19 protein-coding genes are annotated in these 20,008 nt (G+C 52.7%); 16 read left to right on the top strand and 3 right to left on the bottom strand.

Features of this window, described 5'->3' with window-relative positions:
• Window positions 1-15: 15 nt before the first annotated feature.
• From RO22_RS20025 to RO22_RS20085, 13 genes are all read left to right on the top strand, one after another.
• Entirely contained in the window at window positions 16-1,137 is a 1,122-nt protein-coding gene (locus RO22_RS20025) for a beta-ketoacyl-ACP synthase III (RefSeq protein ID WP_027958455.1), read from the top strand.
• Between the two features lie 42 nt (window positions 1,138-1,179).
• Window positions 1,180-2,004, top strand: coding sequence for a VacJ family lipoprotein (locus tag RO22_RS20030; RefSeq protein ID WP_035537982.1), 825 nt, complete (start codon window positions 1,180-1,182; stop codon window positions 2,002-2,004).
• Between the two features lie 8 nt (window positions 2,005-2,012).
• Window positions 2,013-3,206, top strand: coding sequence for a PP2C family protein-serine/threonine phosphatase (locus tag RO22_RS20035; protein ID WP_027958456.1), 1,194 nt, complete (start codon window positions 2,013-2,015; stop codon window positions 3,204-3,206).
• Complete coding sequence (locus RO22_RS20040; RefSeq protein WP_022522924.1) at window positions 3,196-3,714, top strand: STAS domain-containing protein; 519 nt, start codon at window positions 3,196-3,198, stop codon at window positions 3,712-3,714. Before RO22_RS20035 ends, RO22_RS20040 begins: the two co-directional genes overlap by 11 nt.
• Window positions 3,715-3,854: 140 nt before the next feature.
• Complete coding sequence (locus RO22_RS20045; RefSeq protein WP_009288019.1) at window positions 3,855-5,042, top strand: multidrug effflux MFS transporter; 1,188 nt, start codon at window positions 3,855-3,857, stop codon at window positions 5,040-5,042.
• A 59-nt stretch (window positions 5,043-5,101) separates the two neighbouring features.
• Window positions 5,102-5,833: a sulfite exporter TauE/SafE family protein gene (locus tag RO22_RS20050; RefSeq protein WP_052475727.1), complete on the top strand. Its 732-nt coding sequence runs from the start codon at window positions 5,102-5,104 to the stop codon at window positions 5,831-5,833.
• 130 nt (window positions 5,834-5,963) lie between these two features.
• The gene (locus RO22_RS20055) at window positions 5,964-6,977 is read left to right on the top strand and encodes a PstS family phosphate ABC transporter substrate-binding protein (protein WP_009288020.1); all 1,014 of its coding nucleotides are present in this window, start codon (window positions 5,964-5,966) and stop codon (window positions 6,975-6,977) included.
• 95 nt (window positions 6,978-7,072) lie between these two features.
• Window positions 7,073-8,323 carry a phosphate ABC transporter permease subunit PstC gene (pstC, locus tag RO22_RS20060; protein ID WP_009288021.1) on the top strand — a complete coding sequence of 417 codons (1,251 nt, stop codon included), beginning with the start codon at window positions 7,073-7,075 and terminating at the stop codon, window positions 8,321-8,323.
• A gap of 18 nt (window positions 8,324-8,341) precedes the next feature.
• A complete protein-coding gene (gene pstA, locus RO22_RS20065; RefSeq protein WP_009288022.1) occupies window positions 8,342-9,508 on the top strand; it encodes a phosphate ABC transporter permease PstA in 1,167 nt (388 codons plus the stop codon).
• A 26-nt stretch (window positions 9,509-9,534) separates the two neighbouring features.
• The gene (gene pstB, locus RO22_RS20070; protein WP_009288023.1) at window positions 9,535-10,374 is read left to right on the top strand and encodes a phosphate ABC transporter ATP-binding protein PstB; all 840 of its coding nucleotides are present in this window, start codon (window positions 9,535-9,537) and stop codon (window positions 10,372-10,374) included.
• Between the two features lie 159 nt (window positions 10,375-10,533).
• On the top strand, window positions 10,534-11,580 hold the full coding sequence (locus RO22_RS20075) for an ArsJ-associated glyceraldehyde-3-phosphate dehydrogenase (protein ID WP_041159215.1): 1,047 nt from the start codon (window positions 10,534-10,536) through the stop codon (window positions 11,578-11,580).
• Between the two features lie 52 nt (window positions 11,581-11,632).
• Window positions 11,633-12,799 (top strand): organoarsenical effux MFS transporter ArsJ, encoded by a 1,167-nt coding sequence (gene arsJ / locus RO22_RS20080; protein ID WP_230805501.1) that lies wholly within the window; start codon window positions 11,633-11,635, stop codon window positions 12,797-12,799.
• 270 nt (window positions 12,800-13,069) lie between these two features.
• A complete protein-coding gene (locus tag RO22_RS20085; RefSeq protein ID WP_009288026.1) occupies window positions 13,070-14,221 on the top strand; it encodes a trans-sulfuration enzyme family protein in 1,152 nt (383 codons plus the stop codon).
• Between the two features lie 55 nt (window positions 14,222-14,276).
• On the opposite strand, the gene RO22_RS20090 is transcribed toward RO22_RS20085, so the two are convergent.
• The 3 genes from RO22_RS20090 to arsH all read right to left on the bottom strand — a co-directional run bounded on the left by RO22_RS20090 (window position 14,277) and on the right by arsH (window position 16,476).
• Window positions 14,277-14,570 carry a CC/Se motif family (seleno)protein gene (locus tag RO22_RS20090; protein ID WP_022522929.1) on the bottom strand — a complete coding sequence of 98 codons (294 nt, stop codon included), beginning with the start codon at window positions 14,568-14,570 and terminating at the stop codon, window positions 14,277-14,279.
• Between the two features lie 75 nt (window positions 14,571-14,645).
• Entirely contained in the window at window positions 14,646-15,725 is a 1,080-nt protein-coding gene (gene arsB / locus RO22_RS20095; protein WP_041159217.1) for an ACR3 family arsenite efflux transporter, read from the bottom strand.
• A gap of 13 nt (window positions 15,726-15,738) precedes the next feature.
• The gene (arsH, locus tag RO22_RS20100; RefSeq protein WP_009288028.1) at window positions 15,739-16,476 is read right to left on the bottom strand and encodes an arsenical resistance protein ArsH; all 738 of its coding nucleotides are present in this window, start codon (window positions 16,474-16,476) and stop codon (window positions 15,739-15,741) included.
• Between the two features lie 151 nt (window positions 16,477-16,627).
• Between arsH and RO22_RS20105 the strand changes: the two genes are divergently transcribed.
• The 3 genes from RO22_RS20105 to RO22_RS20115 all read left to right on the top strand — a co-directional run bounded on the left by RO22_RS20105 (window position 16,628) and on the right by RO22_RS20115 (window position 19,983).
• Window positions 16,628-17,041, top strand: a complete 414-nt coding sequence (locus RO22_RS20105) for an arsenate reductase ArsC (protein WP_022522933.1) — start codon at window positions 16,628-16,630, stop codon at window positions 17,039-17,041.
• Between the two features lie 24 nt (window positions 17,042-17,065).
• The gene (locus RO22_RS20110) at window positions 17,066-18,766 is read left to right on the top strand and encodes a methyl-accepting chemotaxis protein (protein WP_041159218.1); all 1,701 of its coding nucleotides are present in this window, start codon (window positions 17,066-17,068) and stop codon (window positions 18,764-18,766) included.
• 155 nt (window positions 18,767-18,921) lie between these two features.
• Entirely contained in the window at window positions 18,922-19,983 is a 1,062-nt protein-coding gene (locus RO22_RS20115; RefSeq protein ID WP_268747825.1) for an SLC13 family permease, read from the top strand.
• Window positions 19,984-20,008 lie beyond the last annotated feature (25 nt).

The raw sequence follows: 20,008 nt of genomic DNA on the forward strand, positions 1-20,008 counted from the left end.
TTAGAGGAGATTGGCATGACACATGTGGTGATTACCGGTACAGGTCTCTATACACCGGAACACGCCATTGATAATGCGGCCCTGGTGGCGGCATTTAATGCTTGGGTAGACAGCGAGAATGAACAGCATGCCGGAGCCATTGCGCGCGGCGAGCGCGAACCGCTGGCACATTCAAGCAGCGAATTTATCGAAAAAGCCTCCGGTATTAAGAGCCGCTATGTGCTCGATGCAGCTGGGATCCTTGACCCACAGCGTATGCGGCCTAAACTTCCGCAGCGGGGCAATGACGAACCCTCTATTCAGTGCGAGATGGCGACCGCTGCCGCGCGGCAGGCGCTGGCCGCTGCCAAGGTAGAAGCTGCTGACATCGAGCTGGTGATCGTGGCCTGCTCAAACCTGGAGCGTGCCTACCCCGCTATGGCGGTCGAGGTGCAGCAGGCCTTGGGCACAAGTGGTTACGGGTTCGATATGAATGTGGCCTGTAGTTCAGCGACGTTTGCTTTGGAAACGGCTGCCAACGCCATAGCCTCCGGCAGTGTGAAGCGTGCCCTGGTGGTCAATCCGGAAATTTGCTCGGCGCACCTCAACTTTCGAGACCGTGACAGCCACTTCATTTTCGGCGATGCTTGTACCGCTGTGGTACTAGAAAATAGCGCTATTGCGGTGGCCGATGAGCAGTTTGAAATTCTTGGCACGCGTCTGGTTACCCAGTTTTCCAACGCGATCCGTAATAATGCAGGGTTCCTTAACCGCGTAACGGACAGTGACCCACTCGCCTTGGATAAGCTGTTTGTGCAGGAAGGGCGTCGGGTGTTTAGAGAAGTTTGCCCGATGGTGGCTAAATTGATCACCGATCATTTGGCCTCCTTAGAGTTGGCCGGTGGCGATCTGAAGCGCATGTGGCTACACCAGGCTAACCGGCATATGAACGATTTGATTGCCCGCAAAGTATTGGGCTATGACCCGAGTGAAACACAGGCGCCGATTATTTTGGATCGTTACGCCAACACCAGTTCAGCGGGTTCTATAATCGCCTTTCACCTCCATCGCGAGGCGCTTGTGGAGGGCGATATTGGCGTGATTTGCTCCTTTGGAGCAGGTTATAGCGCGGGCAGTGTGGTTATTCGTCGTTTGTAGATGTCTGTATAAGGTGCAAGGGAATTGAAAAAGGAAAATGTCATGTGGCAGTGGTTTAATAACGCGCAGCCTGCGCTTTCGCTGCGTAGCAAAGGGTTGCCACTACTACTGGTGACGTTACTCGCAACCGGAGGCTGTGCCAGTACGCAAATGGCGGAAAATACTGCTCCCGAAGACCCTTGGGAAGGCTTTAACCGCAAAGTGTTTGCGTTTAACGATGTGTTGGATCGCTACGCGCTCAAGCCGGTGGCAACAGGCTATCGTGCTATTACCCCCGACCCGGTAGAAACGGGCGTAGGTAATTTTTTCTCCAACTTAGGTGAAGTGCGTACTGCGCTTAACAGCGTGCTGCAGGGCAAACCGTCAAACGCGGGCCTCGCCACGTCACGTTTTTTAATTAACTCCACGGTAGGCATTGGCGGACTGTTAGATTATGCCACCCTAATGGAAATTACTGCGGATGAAGAAGATTTTGGCCAAACGTTAGCGGTGTGGGGGTGGGAAGATTCGCGTTATCTGGTGCTGCCTTTCTTTGGCCCCAGCACGCTGCGGGATACCACCGGTATGCCCGCGAACATGGCAACGAACCCCGTTAATTATGCAGAAGACGATATTGTTCGAGTAGGCCTTACCGCACTCAAAGCGATCGATATTCGAGCGGGTTTGCTTGACCAGGAAGAATTAATTCGTGGTGATCGCTACCGTTTTATTCGTGACGCTTACTTGCAGAACCGCCAATTTGAGGTGAGCGATGGAGAATTGGGTGATGACCCCTTTGCCAGCGAAACCTTCGACTTTGATGACAGCGATTTTGATGACAGCGGTCAGGATGATAGTGACTTTGGTGACAACGAAGTCACCGATTGAGGCTTATGATGGATCATTCTAAGCAGTTGATCGCGGTGATCGACGAACCTGGTCGTGAACGTGATGCGCTGGCTGAAGCGATTACCTGCGATGGCATGTGGGTGTTTGCCGCTGAGGATATCGCGCATTTGCCTGCTGACACGGCGCTCATTGTTGCCCATGCTCGGGCAGTTCCGCGGCAGCAATGGACACACCTAACGCGACGCCTACCGACACTGGTAGTCAGTGACTCGCGTCAGGACGCCGACTTGATCAAAGCGATTGATGTGGGGCTGGTGGACTATATTGTCCATCCGCTGCGACACGCCGAGCTGTTGCGACGAATGATCCGTAAGGCCATTAAGCTCAACGATTTGGCGCTGGAGCGCGAGCGTGACCATGCGCGGCTGGCGGAGTTAAACGAGAGCCTAGAGACCCATCTCGCGCTGCTGCGGATGGATCAGCAGAGTGGAGGGCATATCCAGCGGCGTTTGTTACCGCTGCGGCCCAAGGTGATTAACGGGGTGTATTACGACTACGTATTTGCTCCTTCGCTCTATTTGTCTGGTGATTTTCTCGATTACCAACGCTATAACGAGCGCTACAGTGCCTTCTATTTCGCCGATGTATCGGGGCATGGTGCCTCGTCGGCATTTGTTACCGTGCTGCTCAAATATTTATGCAACCGCTGGCTGAGTGAGTGGGATGGCCAGCATCCGGAAAATCTGCCGCCTGATTGGTTAAAGGCGATGAACCGCGAGCTGCAGGGCACCGATATTGGTAAACATGCCACCTTATTTGTCGGTGTTATTGACCACGAGGCGCATACTCTTCACTATTCGCTCGGCGCGCAGCTTCCCATGCCCCTGTTGGCAGCAGAAGGAGAGCTACGCCGTTTAGAAGGCGAGGGAATGCCGGTAGGCCTTTTCCCCGATGTGGAGTATCCTTCGCTGAGTTGTGCATTGCCGAATAAATTTCGTCTATGGCTCTGCTCAGATGGAGTATTGGAATGCTTGCCGGGTAAAACGCTCGACACGCGGCTCAAGGAGCTTGAGCAATTAGTAAGCGAGAGTGTAACGCTTGAGCAGTTGCGCGACCGGCTAGCAGAAACGAATGCACTCCTTGCCGAAGGGGATGCAGAGTTTGATGCCAACCAAGAGCGCGATGCTTTACCCGATGATCTAACAATCATGATGGTGAGCGGATTTGGTCATGCTGATTGAAGAGGGCCGCATTAAAGCGGCGTTCGATTCTGGTGTTTTTATTCTAAAACTGTGTGGTGATGTGCGTTTGACGCTCTGCGCCACGCTGGATACTCAAGCCCAGCGTCTTGCCGAGACGCCGGGGTTGCGTGCCGTATTGATTGACCTGCGTGAAGCCACCAATGTCGATTCGACGGCGCTTGGTTTTTTGGCCAAGGTCGCGATGGCGGTGAAAGGGCGCCTGGAGCAGCCGCCGACGATTATTGTCGATAATCCTGATGTACGGCAGATGTTGGACGTGATGGGCTTTGCGCGTTTCTTCACGCTGATGGAAGCGCCGCTACAACAGACGAGTACGCTCAACAATGAGCTTGAAGAGCTGCCCCAAGAGCCGGCAGACGAAGAGGGACTGCGCGATCGTATCCTGGAAGCCCACCGTATTTTAATGCATATGAACGAGCATAACCGTGAGCAGTTTCAGCCACTGGTTGACATGCTTGAGTCGCAAGACGCCACTACGCATCACTAAGCTCCCCTCTCCTTGATAAGCCCCTGGCCTCTCCCAAGGGCTATCTACCGATAGTCTCCAATCCCGACAAAGGCCTTAAAATCAGCTATGATTAGCGGCCTATCTATTCCAGTGCGTACATTATCGCCTTAAGGAGACCCATGGATCTTAATCCTCGCCGGGTAGCACTGTTGGTTGCCGCCAATACGGCGCTGGCACCCTTTGCTATCGACGCTTATTTGCCTGCCATGGGTATCATTGCTGAAAGCATTGGCGCCAGTATTCACCGTACTGAACTCTCCATCAGCGTATTCTTGTTCGGCTTTGCATTGGGCCAGCTATGCTTTGGGCCGCTTTCGGATCGGATGGGTAGAAAGCCTGTGCTGTTGGGCGGATTGGTGGTGTTTATGCTGGCAAGTCTTGCTATTACGATGGCGAACAGTTTGCCCACGCTGCTGGCTTGGCGGTTTATTCAAGCGCTGGGAGGCGGGGCCTGCGTGGTCAACTCGGCGGCGATTGTGCGCGACTGCTTTAGCGGGCGTGAGGCCGCCAAAGTGATGTCCACCATGGCAATGATTATGATGCTGGCGCCGCTGGTGGCGCCTGCAGTGGGCAGTTTGCTACTGCACGTGGCCGGCTGGTGGCTGATTTTTGTGTTCTTAGCCGTTTACGCAGGCTTTTTGCTCTGGCTGCTAGGAACGCGGTTACCTGAAACCCGCGATATGTCGCTGCCGGCAGCTTCACCACGGCAGGTAATACGCAACTACGCCAGCGTGCTTAAGCATCGTGAAGGCATGGGCTATATCTGTGCGGTAGCGGCTTCCTTTGCGGGCCTGTTTGCCTTTGTGACCGCTTCGCCGTTTCTTTATCTCGACTATTTTGGCCTCTCGCCCGGCACTTATCCGCTAGTGTTTGGGGTCAACGTGGTCGTTATTGCGCTCTCTAATCGGGTCAATATTCATCTGCTCCGCAAGCGCACTCCTCAGCAGAATTTGCGTTTAGGGTTGCTTATACAACTGGTGGCCGCGCTTGGGTTGGTAGCGGTGACCGCCCTGGACATCGCGTCGCTAGTGATCGTGGTGCCGTTGATTATGCTGTTTACCGGTATGATCGGGCTGATTACACCCAACGCGATCTCGTCGTTACTGGATCATTTTGGCCATATCAGCGCCACGGCAACGGCGCTACTGGGCGGGATCCAGTTTACCTGCGGCGCCCTCGCGGGAGTGATGGTAGGGCTGTTCGAGGTAGAGCATCTTTGGCCCATGGTACTCACCATGCTGGGCGCTGCGTTGCTAGGCAATATCGGTGTGCGCAAACTGACTAAAGCACCTGCTGCGGATGAATAGTTTTCAAATGGATAGGGCGTATGGATAGAGCATATGGATAGTTTGAATGGGTAAGTTGAATGGATAGCATGCTGGCTTGGGTCAATATGCCGATGAGCACTTGGTTAGCTTGCTCCGCCGTACTGTTAATGGGTGCTTTTGTGCAGCGCGCTACCGGCTTTGGTTTGGCCATTATTGGCGCACCGCTACTGTTGATGCTAGAGCCTCGTCTGGTGCCGGTCACTCTGGTACTGTTCGGATTTACCGTCTCCCTGATGATGGTGCGTCATTACTGGCACGAGGTGCGCCTGGATTCCATTGGCATGGCGCTAGTGGGGCGCCTTCCCGGCAATGCGCTGGGTATTTGGCTGCTACTCGCCGCCCCCATGTCTGTGTTAGAAAAGCTGATTGCGGTCATCGTCCTGTTTGCGGTACTCGTCACCTTGTGCCGCTTTCAGTTGCCGGTAAACCGAATAACGCTGTTTGGCGCTGGGGTGCTCTCTGGCATTTTTGGCACCGTTGCGGCTATTGGTGGCCCACCCATCGTGCTGCTGATGCACGGCTTACCCACTGATCGTGTGCGCGGCAATCTAGCCGCCTTTTTCATTTTGACCTCTCTATTGACCTTAATCACCCTTGCCTTGGCTGACCAGATTCAGCTTTGGCATTTCCAGGTCGCGCTTACCTTCCTACCTGCAGTATTAATAGGTAACGCCTTGGCAGATACCGTAGCCCACCGTTTAGACCGACGCATGCTGCAAGGTGCCTCGCTGGCGTTATGCACCCTCGCGGCGCTAGGACTTTTGTGGTGATGTAAGGTCGGGTTGCCTCTATGTAACGAAAAATTTTCTACGTTTTGCTCGCTGTCATGAAGTTGTCATGGAACCAGTGCAAGGTATGCCTTGCGAAGGCCAGATCCCTACATGAACAGGAGTATTTCGCATGAACCGTATTCTAAAAACCACCGTTATCGCGGCTGCTGTAATGAGCGTTGCCGGTGTTGCTCAAGCCCGTGATCAAATCCGAATCGTTGGTTCCAGTACCGTTTACCCGTTTGCCAGCTACGTAACGGAAGAGTTCGGTGCGACTACTGGTAACCCGACGCCTGTTATTGAATCGACTGGTTCGGGCGGCGGTTTGCGTCTGTTCTGTAATGGTGTTGGTGAAGGCACACCCGACATTACTAACGCTTCTCGTCGCATGAAAGTGTCTGAGTTTGAGCGTTGTGAAGAGAACGGCGTTACCGATATCACCGAGGCTAAAATCGGTTCTGACGGCATCGTATTGGGTCAATCAAGCGAAAACGATGACATTGCTTTAACCCGCGAACAGATCTTCATGGCGGTAGCTGCCATGGTGCCGGTTGATGGCGAGTTAGTTGAAAACCCCTACACCAACTGGAGCGAGATCGATTCTTCGCTGCCAGACCGTGAAATCTCCATTTATGGGCCGCCGACAACTTCGGGTACCCGCGATGCTTTTGAAGAGCTGGTAATGGAATCTGCGTCTGAGGGTATGGATGTTTACGGCGATGAAGGCTACACCGATATTCGTTCTGACGGTGTTTACATCGATGCCGGTGAAAACGACAACCTGATCGTTCAGCGCCTTTCAGAAGACACCGGTGCCTTTGGTATCTTCGGCTACTCTTTCCTTGAAGAGAATACTGACACGATCAGCGCTGCCAGTATTGATGGCGTCGATCCTGAGGCTGAGGCGATCAGCTCCGGTGACTATCCTATCGCGCGTTCACTGTGGTTCTACGTGAAGAACCAGCACGCTGAAGACGTCCCGCCGATGTACGATTACGTCGATATGTTTATGAGCGAAATGATGATTGGCGATGATGGCTACTTGCGTGATATCGGCTTGATCGTTCTGCCAGAAGAAGAGCGCGAAGAGTGGCGCCAGGCTGTTGCAGATCGCACTTCAATGACAGCAGACGTTCTTAAGTAAGTTGGTAGGTCAGATTAAAAGTGGTCGGCAGCGCAAGCTGCCGACCCGTTATTGTTGATAGGTTTCTTAACCGGTGACCACGTGAGAGAGATGCGATGCAGACCAACCAGCTTCTTCTGATTTTTTGCAGTGCATTATTGCTGCTGGGGCTGCTGGCTTTTTTTGCTGGCCGTTCAAAAGCCACTCGGTTACGTAGCGCGGGTACGGCGATGTTCGCCCAGCCTGACCAATACGCTTGGTTTACAGTACTCTCCACCGCCGGGCCAGCCGTGGTAGTGAGTGCCTTGGGCGCTTTCGTTTTGCTTCTAATGGGCGCCGACATTCCTACGCTTTATCTGCTGGCGGCGAGCTTAGTGATAGCAGCCATCGGGCTACTGGTGAGTCTTAATCAAGTAAAACCCGATTTTCATGCCCGTCAAGCCATTGAGCGGGTCATTCGCATGACCCTGGCTGGGGCAGCGTTAATCTCCATTTTGACGACCTTTGGTATTTTAATTTCGATTATTTCCGAGGCGCTGCGCTTTTTCCAAATGCACAGCTTCTGGGAGTTCATTACCGGCACCACTTGGAATCCAGGCGCGAGCTTTTTAGCATCCGCGGGTCGCGGTGATGGTAGCGGCGCTGAGTTTGGCTCGGTACCGCTGTTTGCTGGCACCTTTATGATTACCGCCATCGCTATGCTGGTGGCGGTGCCTATCGGTTTGCTTTCAGCGATTTATATGTCTGAATTTGCACCGCGCAAAGTGCGTACCGTCGCCAAGCCGGTGTTAGAAGTATTGGCAGGTATTCCTACCGTCGTTTATGGCTTTTTTGCCGCCATCACCGTGGCGCCGATCATTGTCAATATTGCCGGTTTTCTGGGGCTCGATGCGTCTTATAACAATGCGCTGGCACCCGGCATTGTGATGGGTATTATGATCATTCCGTTTATCTCATCGCTATCTGATGATGTGATCAATTCGGTGCCCGATAGCATGCGCCAGGGGTCGCTGGCACTCGGTATGACCAAAGGGGAAACGATTCGTGATGTGGTAGTGCCCGCTGCCATGCCGGGGATTATCTCAGCGTCGCTCTTGGGTATGTCTCGTGCCATGGGTGAAACCATGATCGTGGTTATGGCGGCGGGTATGCGGCCTAATTTAACCGCTAATCCGCTGGAAGATATGACCACGGTGACTGTGCGTATCGTGGCGGCGCTCACCGGCGACCAAGAGTTTGAAAGTGCCGAAACATTATCAGCTTTTGCCCTTGGACTCGTGCTCTTCGTGATCACACTCGCACTCAACTTGGTGTCAGTATTGATGATCCGTCGTTTCCGTGAAAAATACCGCGTGAATAACCTGTAACGCCGAGGAACTGTTTCGATGAGCCACTCTTTTGACGAAATCAGCCAGCAGCTTAAGCGGCGTCACCGAAAGTCTACCCGCCTTAAATGGATAACCATGGGATCGTTAGGTCTCGCGGGCCTTTTTCTGGTGCTGTTTTTTGCCGATATGCTGAGTAAAGGTCTACCCGCTTTCCAGCAGGCCTATATACAAACCGAGATTAGCTACACACAAGAAGCCGAAACCGATGGGCGGCGGGCGTTTGATGAAGAGCTGTTGCCGTTAATTAGCCGTACGGCGGTGCGTACAATTCCATTAGAGTTGCGCAACAATCCTGACATGATCGGCACCAGTAAAGCGGAGTGGGTATTAGCGAATAGTGATGTCGATCAATACTTGAAGGGACACCGGCATCGCTTGAGTGACGAGGAGCAGGAAGCCCTTGATGCCCGAGTCGAATCTGGACAGGTGGATCTACGCTTTAATACCACTTTCTTTGGCTCGGGTGATTCAAAAATTGCCGAGAACGCGGGCATTTTATCGGCAGTGGTCGGCACCATTATGACCATGATCGTCACCCTGGCGATATCTTTCCCGATCGGCGTGATGACAGCTATTTATCTTGAAGAGTTTGCGCCGGATAACCGCTTAACCCAGATTATTGAAATTAACATCAATAACCTAGCGGCGATCCCGTCGATTCTATTTGGTCTGCTGGGTCTTGCGATCTTTATTAACTTTTTCGGGGTGCCGCGGTCGTCTCCATTAGTGGGCGGTATGACGCTGGCATTGATGACGCTGCCAGTGATCATTATTTCGACACGTACCGCACTGCGTAGCGTGCCTGAATCCATCCGTCACGCAGGCTTTGGGGTGGGCTGTTCACGCTGGCAGGTAGTGCGGGATCACGTTCTACCCTTAGCAATGCCGGGTATTATGACAGGTTCTATTATCGGCCTGGCGCAAGCGATGGGTGAAACGGCGCCGCTGATTATTGTAGGGATGGTGGCCTTTATCCCCGATGTGGGCGTTTCCTTTACCAACGCGGCAACAGTGATGCCTGCGCAAATATTCACCTGGGCTGGTGAACCTGAGCAGGCGTTTGTGGAAAAAACTGCTGGCGGTATTTTGGTGCTACTCACCATACTCATCTCACTCAACGCTTTTGCCGTTGTGATGCGTAAGAAATTTGAGCGTCGCTGGTAGGCCAGTGCGTTATAGAGGACATTTCTATGAATAGCCATGCAACTGTAATGAACGGCCAGCAGACACCTGCGGTTGGGCAACCCTATACACGAAATGAAGCTGCGTGCCACGACCTGAGTTTCCGGGTTCGCGATTTGAATCTGTGGTATGGCAAAAACCAAGCGCTGAAGAATCTAAATATTGATCTTTTTCAGAAAAATGTGACGGCGCTGATTGGCCCTTCGGGGTGTGGTAAGTCGACGTTCTTACGCTGCTTGAATCGTATGAACGACCTGATTCCTAGCGTACGCACCGAAGGCCTGGTCGAGATGGACGGGTTGGACGTTAACGCACCTAAAATGGATGAAGTGGCGCTCCGTCGCCGGGTGGGCATGGTTTTCCAAAAGCCTAATCCGTTTCCTAAGTCGATCTTTGAAAATATCGCTTACGCACCACGCATGCACGACTTGGTCAGCCGTAAAGCCGAGCAGGAAGAATTGGTTGAAAAAGCGCTGCGTGACGCTGGGTTGTGGAACGAGGTGAAAGACAAGCTGCATGAGCCAGGCACCTCTCTGTCCGGTGGTCAGCAACAGCGGTTGTGTATTGCCCGCGCTATTGCTGTTCAGCCTGATGTGATTTTGATGGATGAGCCAACCTCAGCGCTTGATCCTATTTCCACCGCCACCATCGAAGACCTGATGGACAAGCTGAAAGAGAAATTCACCATCATTACCGTGACGCATAATATGCAGCAGGCGGCGCGGGTGGCGGACTACACGGCGTTCTTCCACCTGGGGGAAATCATTGAGTACAACGACACCAAAGTGATGTTCTCAACCCCGGCACAGAAGAAGACCGAGGACTATATCTCTGGTCGTTATGGTTAATTAATGCTTGCTAATTAATACTTACTACGCAGGCCTACTACACGGTGGTGGGCCTGTTTGTTAGTAGGCGTTTTTTTAAGTGTTTATATATGTTTTAACGTATATAGCCGTTATGCTTTCTCTTAATAGATTGTGTAACCGTTAGCTTAGGAGGCACTCATGGCACTACGTATTGGCATTAACGGCTTTGGGCGGATTGGGCGTTTGGCATTGCGCAGTTTGTGGGGGCAGGTAGACGCTGGCGCGGTAGCAATAACACGCATTAACGACCCGGGCGGCGATGCGGCAACCTTTGCCCACCTGCTGGAGTTTGATTCAGTTCACGGGCGCTGGACACCAGGGAAGGGTATCTTGGCAACCGATGACGCTATCGTTCTCGATGGAAAAACTGTCGTCTTTAGCGCTAATAAAGCAATTGCCGATAGCGATTGGTCGAACTGCGATATCGTGATCGAGTGCTCGGGCGTAATGAAAACCACCGATAAACTGCAGGCGTACATTGATCAAGGCGTCGGTCGTGTGGTGGTGAGTGCGCCTATGAAAGAGGCGAACGTGCTTAATGTGGTGGTGGGGGTGAACGACCACCTTTACGATCCTGCTCAACATAAGATCGTTACCGCTGCCAGTTGCACCACCAACTGCCTGGCACCGGTAGTCAAAGTCATTCAGGAAACCTTTGGTATCCGCCATGGCTCGATGACCACGGTGCACGACATCACCAACACTCAAACCATTTTAGATGCCCCGCATAAAGACCTGCGCCGCGCCCGGGCTTGCGGCATGAGCTTAATCCCCACCACCACCGGCTCGGCCAAAGCCATCACTGCTATTTTCCCCGAACTGGAAGGCAAGCTAAACGGTCACGCGATTCGTGTGCCGCTGGCTAACGCTTCGCTTACCGATATGGTGTTCGAGCTTGAGCGCGAAGTGACCGTCGAAGAGATCAATCAGGCGCTAAAAGCCGCGGCTGATGGCGAGCTTGCCGGTATTTTGGGCTATGAAGAGCGCCCGCTAGTGTCGATTGATTACCGCACCGACCCGCGCAGCTCGATCATTGATGCGCTCTCCACCATGGTGATCAATGGCACCCAGCTAAAACTCTATGCCTGGTACGACAACGAGTGGGGCTACGCCAACCGCACGGCCGAGTTGGCCCTGATGGTAGGTAGTGGGCAGGTAGTCGGTGAGCAGGTGGGCCGTGGCTGATTTATCGTTGTTAAAGCGGGTAAAGGCGCTACCTTTCGAGGTGCGCCAATATATGCTGATTACCGGCAACTACTGGGCGTTCACGGTAACCGACGGCGCGCTGCGTATGCTGGTGGTCATGCACTTCCATCAACTGGGTTACTCGCCGTTAGAAATCGCCATGCTGTTTCTGTTTTACGAAGCTTTTGGTGTGGTGACTAACCTGGTAGGTGGCTGGTTGGGCGCGCGGTTGGGTCTCAACCGCACCATGAATGTGGGGCTTGGGCTGCAAATTATTGCGCTTGCTATGCTGATGGTGCCCGCTAGCCTGCTGACAGTTGCTTGGGTGATGGCTGCTCAGGCGCTGTCGGGGATCGCTAAAGACCTCAACAAAATGAGCGCTAAAAGCGCCGTTAAAGTGCTGGTGCCAAAAGAGAGTGCTAACGCCAATAGTTCACTCTACCGGTGGGTGGCGATGCTGACCGGCTCTAAAAACGCGTTAAAGGGGCTAGGCTTTTTTGTTGGCGGGTTGCTGCTAACGTTGATTGGCTTCCAGGCCGCAGTGTTGGTGATGGCGGTAATGCTTGGCGGCGTGTTACTGCTTTCACTGTTGAGGCTTAAGGCGGATTTAGGCCGCCAAAAAGTAAAGCCCAAGTTCTCCGAAATCTTCTCAAAATCACGTGCGATTAACGTGCTCTCCGCGGCGCGCTTTTGCCTGTTTTCGGCACGGGATGTGTGGTTTGTGGTAGCGCTGCCGGTGTTTTTATACGATCAGCACGGCTGGACACACTGGACAGTGGGTGGGCTGTTAGCGGTATGGGTGATCGGTTATGGCGGGGTGCAAACCCAAGCACCTAAATTAACCCGGCTGATCAAAGGCGATGCGCGGGCACTTACCGCCGGCTGGGCGGCGGCATTGGGCGTGCTGGCGATTTTGTTGGCGATGCTGCCCTTGGCGCAGGTAGGCTGGTTAGTCGTCGGTTTGCTCGCCTTTGGCGTATTGTTTGCGATTAACTCCAGCTGGCACAGTTACTTGATTGTGCATTATGCCCGCGCTGACGGCGTCTCCATGGATGTTGGTTTCTATTATATGGCCAATGCCATGGGGCGTTTAGTGGGCACGCTACTGTCGGGCTGGCTATATATGGCATATGGGCTGAGCGCCTGCCTGTGGGTATCCGCCGCCTTAGTGGCTGCCAGCGCATTGATGGCGCTGGCGTTGCCTAAGCAAGTCGCATGATCCGCGCTTCGCCCAGACTGGGTTTAACGCTCACTTTAGGCAGTGCACAAACTCTTGCCTGGGCCTCCAGCTATTACTTGACCGCTATCCTTGTGGTGCCCATGGCCCGCGAGCGGGATTTGAGCTTCTGTGTATTCGTGTGCTTCGACTATAAGGGCGAGGCGTCTATATAAAGGCGACGTAGTTTCCACTGTCCGATCTGTATGAATTGGATTGGTTTATGGTATATGTGATATATCTTGCATTGAGCTTACTTAAGCGAGAGTTTATATGACAGACCATCCTTTTTCGTCTCAATCACTCCTTGCTCAGGGCGGTAGTCACCTTGAGCACGAATATGGAGTAATCATCCCGCCAGTATATACATCAACGACTTACCTTCGAGACAGCGATAATCAATATCGCAGCGGTCGAGTGTATTCCAGAGCTGACAACCCAACGTACCGACCTGCAGAAATACTCTTGGCAGAGCTGGAAAATGCGGTTGATGCCCGTTTATTCGCCTCGGGTATGGCAGCGGCAACAACTGTTTTTCAGGCGTTAAAGCCCGGCGATTCAGTCATCGCTCCTAAAGTGATGTACTGGGCGTTGCGTAAATGGCTGCAGACCTTTGGTGTCGATAGCGGGCTGAATGTTCGTTTTGTGGACACTACAAATCTGGACGAATTACGCCTTGCCATTGATGAAAAAGCACCCACACTTATTTGGCTTGAAACGCCTGGCAATCCGCTCTGGACCGTTACCGATATTGCTGCAGTAGCTGATTTAGCAAAAGACTGCAGAGCCCTGCTTGCTGTTGACTCTACTGTTGCTACACCATTGCTAACAAAACCGTTGAACCTTGGTGCTGATATCGTGATGCATTCAGCCACCAAATACCTCAACGGCCACTCTGATGTTATTTCCGGAGTATTGGCTGCACGGGAAGATAACGCCTTCTGGCAGCGTCTGGTTGCCATTCGCGCCCAATCTGGTGCAGTTCCTGGCCCAACTGATGCAGCTCAATTACTACGTGGAATGCGAACCTTGTTTTTACGGGTGCGGGAAAGCTGTCAAAGTGCGTTATATATTGCTGGACAGCTGGAGCAGCATCCGCATGTAATTGAGGTGTTATACCCCGGTTTAAAAAGTTTTTCCGGCCACGACGTGGCTCAAAAGCAAATGAGCAGTGGTTTCGGCGGTATGTTGTCTATTCGTTTAGCCGGTGGAGAAAAAGCCGCTATTGCAGTTGCCGCTAAAACGCAGCTCTGGTGTCGGGCTACTTCGTTAGGCGGTGTAGAAAGTTTGATTGAGCACCGTGCCAGTATTGAAGGTTCTGACTCGCCAGTTCCGCTGGATTTGCTGCGCTTGTCGGTCGGGATTGAAAAGGCCGACGATCTGCTGGCCGATTTGCAGCAATCCATTGATAGCGCTCACGCGTAAATGCTCATGTACGTAAAGCCGCGCGTACCATTAACCCTTGTTACCGTCTTCTTAGCTAAGGCTGTAACAAGGGTGAACCCTCCATATACAGGTGGCGAAGCTTCCACCATCCCTCAACGTTTAAGCTTAACCCTTGCCCTATAAGCGCCGGGTCAATGAACAGCGTTATATTTTGGTAGCGATGGCATTGGTAAAGCGAAGAGTCTGCGGGTGGGTTTGCCTCGGCAATGGCGACCTTGGCAAGCCCACCGCAGCAGCCATGTCTTGGGGAAAGGCGTACGGTAAGGATGCCGCCTCGCTGCTTGATAAAGTCTAGTGCTTTGCTATCTATATCAATCACATTACCCATGGCCTATCCAATCGTTATTGAGCCCAATGCTTGGGATGGCTACAGGCATGATGACCTGGTGACCTAGCTCAAAATTTAATGATTAACAGTAGCCGGAAAATGATGGCGGGTCTTGTTTGCAATTCTTACCAGCGCGAGCATCAGCGGTACTTCGACCAATACGCCGACAACAGTGGCTAGCGCAGCGCCCGACTGTAAGCCAAACAGTGCGATAGCCGCTGCCACCGCCAGTTCAAAGAAGTTGCTGGCGCCGATCATCGCCCCCGGGGCGGCAATATTGTGCGGCAACTTCCAGGCCTTAGCCCAGCCATAGGCAATAAAGAAGATCAAAAAGGTCTGAATAATCAGCGGGATCGCGATCAGCACGATATGCAGCGGATTATTCAGAATGACCTCGCCCTGGAAGGCAAACAGCAGCACTAGGGTAATGATCAAACCAATCGGCGTGATCGGGCCAACGCGCTTCATAAAGACATTGTCGTACCATTCGGCGCCGCGTTTTTTAATCAAGCTCTGCCGGGTGATATAGCCCGCCGCCAGGGGAATCACTATATATAGGATCACTGATAGTGCGACGGTGTCCCAGGGCACCTGAATATTGGAAATGCCCAGTAGGAAGACCACGATAGGAGCAAACGCGAACAGCATAATTAGATCATTAAGCGCCACTTGCACCAGAGTGTAGGCGGCATCGCCGCGGGTCAGGTAGCTCCACACAAACACCATGGCGGTACACGGCGCGGCGCCCAGCAGAATTGCACCGGCTAAATACTGGCTGGCTAGCTCGGCGGGAATAAACGGTCGAAAGATCACCATCAGGAATAGCCAGGAGATGGCGAACATAGTGAAAGGTTTGATCAACCAGTTCACTGATGTAGTGATGATCAGACCTTTTGGCTGCCGACGCACGCCCAGCAGCGAGGTGAAGTCAATTTGCGCCATCATGGGGAAAATCATTGCCCAGATAAGTATCGCCACTGGAATCGACACTTGCGCCACTTCAAAGCGTGACAGTGTTTCCGGTACTGCTGGGATAAATTGCCCAATTAAGATGCCTACCACAATGGCGAGTGCTACCCATAGCGTGAGGTAGCGCTCAAAAATTCCCATGCCTTCGGCGGTAGAGGGTGAGGCGTTGTCTTGCAGTGCTGGCATGTGAAGCTCCTGATTAGATGGCGCGTTGATTAACCCGCTTTGAGACTTCTTCGGCGCTCTCTTTGCGCTCCGAATAACGATCCGTCAGCACGTCACTGCGATCACGCACTAGTAGAGTGAATTTCACCAGCTCTTCCATGACATCCACGATACGGTCATAAAACGGTGAAGGCTTCATCCGGTCTTTATCATCAAACTCCATAAAGGCTTTGGGTATCGAGGACTGATTGGGAATCGTCAGCATACGCATCCAACGCCCCAAGATGCGTAGCTGATTGACCGTATTGAAGGACTGCGAACCGCCGCAGACCTGCATTACCGCCAAGGTTTTGCCCTGAGTAGGGCGGACGCCACCCAGGGCAAGGGGGATCCAATCTATTTGCGCCTTCATAATGCCGGTCATTGCGCCGTGACGTTCGGGGGAGCACCACACCATCCCTTCTGCCCATTGGGCCAATTGGCGTAGCTCATCGACTTTGGGGTGGCTGGCATCTTCTGCATCCGGTAACGGCAGCCCCCTGGGGTCAAAGATTCTTGTTTCTGCGCCCATGGCATTGAGTAAATGTGCGGCTTCCTCAACCGCTAACCGGCTGAAAGAGCGCTCACGCAGAGAGCCGTATAGCAGCAATATTTTAGGTGCGTGTTCAGTGCTATGTGGAATCCTCAGCCGTTCGCTGCTGGGCGGTTCAAAGAATTCAGCGTCTATATTAGGCAGATCATTCAGGTCGGAAAAATCAGTCAGTGAGATCATCGCGGTTTACTCGGATTGGGTCTTAATAGCTTGATGATTCCATCATATATGTTTTTTCGTATATTTCTAGGGCAACTGTGTGCCTGCAATATTGCCGTCATGAACCCGGCGTAGAGTGACAGCCACTAACTACATAAGAGGCTGTTTATTTATGACGAAGCGCCGCGTGTTGTTCCTCTGCAATGCTAACTCTGCACGGTCTCTGATGGGGGAGGCGTTGCTTCGCCATTTGGCAGATGATCGTTTTGAAGCGTTTAGTGCCGGTTCTGAACCGGATGAGCCCCATGCATTGACACTTGAAGCGTTGCGTAAACACGGGCTCCCCACCGAGGGCCTGCGCAGTAAGTCGTTGGATGAGTTTGAAAGCGAGACCTTCGATTTTGTCATTGTGCTGTGCGACAAATCCCAGCAAGCCTGCCGCGATTGGCAAGGGGAGGCGGGCGAAGTTCTATCCTGGGATATTCGTGACCCTCGCTTGATCGGCAAGTCAGATGCTTATGAGCAGGCATTATTAGAGATTCGTCGGCGCCTACAGCTCTGGCTGCCTCTCCACACATCTGATTAACCTTACTGAAAGGGGCGGGTCGAGATGAAATGGATTAATAACTTAAGCGTCAAGGCAAGTTGGACGCTTGTATTAGTGGCCTTTAGCGGCCTGGTCGTCGTCATTGGCGCACTGGGTTTGTTCGCCAACCATTTTGGTCGTGAGGCATTTACGTCGCTTCATGAACGGGACATGGCACAAATTAGTCAGCTCAATAGCGCCTATACCCAGCTGTTGCGTGCGCGTATTCAGATGAACCGTGCAGCGGAGTTAATTCGTACCCCTTCGTTTGATCGACCTGACCCTCTGATAGAAGAAGCCCAGCGGTTGCTTGATGAGGCGTCCGAGAACTTCACTCAATTTACAGCGAGTGATTTTGATCAGGATCAGCAGTCGTTTGTCGAACAGTTAGCTTCGAACTTTCAATCATTTGTTAACAATAATCTCAATCTTCAGATGATGATGCTTGAAGAGCGCGACATATCAGGCTTTTTCTCGGGTGAGTCGCGAGTGGATGATAGTAGCGAGCACTTTGTGGCAAGCGCTGAGGCTTTTATTGGCGCTTCCACTCAGCGGGGTAACACCTTGCTTATGCTCTTTGAGCAGGTTTCATCGCTACTTTTTTGGGGAGTGATTACAGCGCTTGGCGCTGCGCTGTTGGTAGTGACGGTAGTGGTATGGGGCGTGCGTAAAAATGTGCTTCGCCCATTGAAGAAAATCACTGGGCACTTCCAGCGCATTGCTAACGGTGACCTGTCGGCGCCAGTAACGGCGCACTCAAGTAACGAAATTGGTCAGCTATTTAGTGAGCTGGATAAGATGCAGCACTCCCTGACGGCCACGGTTAATCGTCTTAATACGAGCAGCCAGCAGGTATATAGCAATAGTCAGGAGATGACTGAGCAGAACCAGCTTTTGGCGAGCCAAACCGACACTCAAGTGTCAGCTTTGCAGCAAATGGCAGCGAGCTTGGAACAGCTAACCGCCACGGTGAATCAGAATGCTGAAAGTGCGGCGCATGTTAACCAGTCAACGGCAGATGTGTCTCAAAAAGCGCAGCAGGGTGATGAGGTGATTACCCAGTTTATCGCCACCATGGAGGCGATAAATAGTCACTCCGAAGAGATTCAAAGCATTATTCGCATGATTGAAAGCATTGCTTTCCAAACCAATATTTTAGCGCTCAATGCATCGGTTGAAGCCGCGCGTGCCGGTGAGCACGGGCGTGGGTTTGCGGTGGTCGCCAATGAGGTGCGTGCACTGGCAACGCGCAGTGCCAGTTCCGCCAGTGATATTCGCTCACGCATTGAAGCGTCGAGTGCGAGCGTCCAGCAAGGCAGCATATTGTCTCAGCAGGCTGGTGAACATACACGGGCGATCATGCAAGCAGCGAGGAATGTGGACACGCTGATGACGCAAATCACCCATGCCTCTGAAGAGCAGCGGCGAGGCATTGAGGAGGTCAACCACGCGGTTGCTCAGATCGATACCACTACCCAAGACACCATGCGCTTAGTCAATCAGGCGGCCCAGAGCGCGGAGGTGCTGTCCCAAGAAGCTTTGCAGATGCGTGAATATGCCGGTCAATTTAGTGTGTTGGAGAGTGCCATTGAACCAGGCTTGTCTGGTATTGATAAAAATCAAACTGACTATCCCGAATGGGAGCAGCTCAGTCATCAAGAGGGCGCCTTACCGGATGACCATGAGCAAGCCCGTCGTCAGGCGGGATTATTGGCTTCGGCTTAGCATTCTGGATGAAGGAATTTAGCTTTACTCCTGAGCTTACAACGCTATCATGCGATTTTCTCTGAGCGTCATGTAGCGTGTTAGCAACAAAGTGGTTAGTGACACCCTTTAGCTTGTTTTTTCAGCGTTTTCTGAACGACCCTATGCTGCTCTCAATGAGTATCCTATGGGTCGTTTTGTGTTGGCTGGAGCCTCAACCACTGAGTGAAATGGCTGACCGGGTTCACTGGACAACCCTTGTAGTATTAACCGGCCTAATGCTGCTCAGTCGCGCGTTAGAACTGAGTGGTTATTTAACGCTCTGGGGTCGTCAGTTATTAGCTCTACTGCGTGGTGAGCGCCGACTTGCGGTCGGTTTGATTCTGTTTTCGGGGCTTCTCTCGGCGATAGTCACTAACGATGTGGCGCTGTTTATTGTGGTACCACTGACGCTTAGTCTGGCGGGAATGGCAACACTGCCGATTGAACGCTTGATTGTGTTTGAGGCGCTGGCTGTGAATGCAGGCTCATCGCTGAGCCCGATTGGTAATCCGCAAAATCTCTATTTATGGCAGCTTTCAGGCATTCGCTTCGGCGACTTTTTATGGGTAATGTTGCCGCTTGGGGTGGGCTTGATGCTGTTGCTCTTACTTTTTGTTCCCTTGGCATTTCCGAAAGCGTCAATACACTTGGAAGCAGTTTCTGCGATGACGGCTGAGCGCCGAAAGGCGCCGTTATGGGCGGCGCTTATTGGCTATCCACTTTTTCTGGTCGCGGTAGACATGGGGTGGGTGCTATCGGCGCTGGCTGGCGTTTTGCTTTCGATGCTATGGGTGGCTCGACGGGCGGTATTCAGTATTGATTGGCTACTGCTGATAGTGTTTGTATTGATGTTCGTAAATCTAAGTGTCATCGGTGAGCTGAGCGTTGTTCAGCAGTTTATACATTCAATGCGCCAGTGGCCGGGTGGCGATGTTAGTGCTGGCGTACTCCTTTCACAGGTCGTATCCAACGTGCCAGCGACCCTACTGCTTGCCCAGCAGAGTGAGTGGCAGCCGCTGGCTTGGGGCGTTAGCGTGGGTGGCTTTGGTTTGGCGGTAGGCTCAATGGCGAATTTAATCGCGCTACGTTTGGCACGCCAGCCTGGGATTTGGAAGGAGTTTCATTGCTGGTCGCTCCCCATGTTGGGGCTGGGGTGGTTGTTTGCCGCCGTATGGCTCAGCGCCCTGGCGCGGTAATAGGGTCAGGGCGCTTCACAAAAGG

This window comes from Halomonas sp. KHS3, assembly GCF_000830495.1.
Taxonomy (GTDB): Bacteria; Pseudomonadota; Gammaproteobacteria; order Pseudomonadales; family Halomonadaceae; genus Vreelandella; species Vreelandella titanicae.

Bases quoted from the DNA above. Each gene is read 5' to 3' on its own strand.
- RO22_RS20035 (WP_027958456.1), top strand. From the start codon at position 2,013: ATGGATCATTCTAAGCAGTTGATCGCGGTGATCGACGAACCTGGTCGT.
- arsJ (WP_230805501.1), top strand. From the start codon at position 11,633: ATGCTGATTACCGGCAACTACTGGGCGTTCACGGTAACCGACGGCGCG.
- RO22_RS20045 (WP_009288019.1), top strand. From the start codon at position 3,855: ATGGATCTTAATCCTCGCCGGGTAGCACTGTTGGTTGCCGCCAATACG.
- RO22_RS20025 (WP_027958455.1), top strand. From the start codon at position 16: ATGACACATGTGGTGATTACCGGTACAGGTCTCTATACACCGGAACAC.
- RO22_RS20110 (WP_041159218.1), top strand. From the start codon at position 17,066: ATGAAATGGATTAATAACTTAAGCGTCAAGGCAAGTTGGACGCTTGTA.
- pstC (WP_009288021.1), top strand. From the start codon at position 7,073: ATGCAGACCAACCAGCTTCTTCTGATTTTTTGCAGTGCATTATTGCTG.
- arsB (WP_041159217.1), bottom strand. From the start codon at position 15,725: ATGCCAGCACTGCAAGACAACGCCTCACCCTCTACCGCCGAAGGCATG.
- RO22_RS20115 (WP_268747825.1), top strand. From the start codon at position 18,922: ATGAGTATCCTATGGGTCGTTTTGTGTTGGCTGGAGCCTCAACCACTG.
- RO22_RS20090 (WP_022522929.1), bottom strand. From the start codon at position 14,570: ATGGGTAATGTGATTGATATAGATAGCAAAGCACTAGACTTTATCAAG.
- pstA (WP_009288022.1), top strand. From the start codon at position 8,342: ATGAGCCACTCTTTTGACGAAATCAGCCAGCAGCTTAAGCGGCGTCAC.
- RO22_RS20105 (WP_022522933.1), top strand. From the start codon at position 16,628: ATGACGAAGCGCCGCGTGTTGTTCCTCTGCAATGCTAACTCTGCACGG.
- arsH (WP_009288028.1), bottom strand. From the start codon at position 16,476: ATGATCTCACTGACTGATTTTTCCGACCTGAATGATCTGCCTAATATA.
- RO22_RS20085 (WP_009288026.1), top strand. From the start codon at position 13,070: ATGACAGACCATCCTTTTTCGTCTCAATCACTCCTTGCTCAGGGCGGT.
- RO22_RS20055 (WP_009288020.1), top strand. From the start codon at position 5,964: ATGAACCGTATTCTAAAAACCACCGTTATCGCGGCTGCTGTAATGAGC.
- RO22_RS20030 (WP_035537982.1), top strand. From the start codon at position 1,180: ATGTGGCAGTGGTTTAATAACGCGCAGCCTGCGCTTTCGCTGCGTAGC.
- RO22_RS20050 (WP_052475727.1), top strand. From the start codon at position 5,102: ATGGATAGCATGCTGGCTTGGGTCAATATGCCGATGAGCACTTGGTTA.
- pstB (WP_009288023.1), top strand. From the start codon at position 9,535: ATGAATAGCCATGCAACTGTAATGAACGGCCAGCAGACACCTGCGGTT.
- RO22_RS20040 (WP_022522924.1), top strand. From the start codon at position 3,196: ATGCTGATTGAAGAGGGCCGCATTAAAGCGGCGTTCGATTCTGGTGTT.
- RO22_RS20075 (WP_041159215.1), top strand. From the start codon at position 10,534: ATGGCACTACGTATTGGCATTAACGGCTTTGGGCGGATTGGGCGTTTG.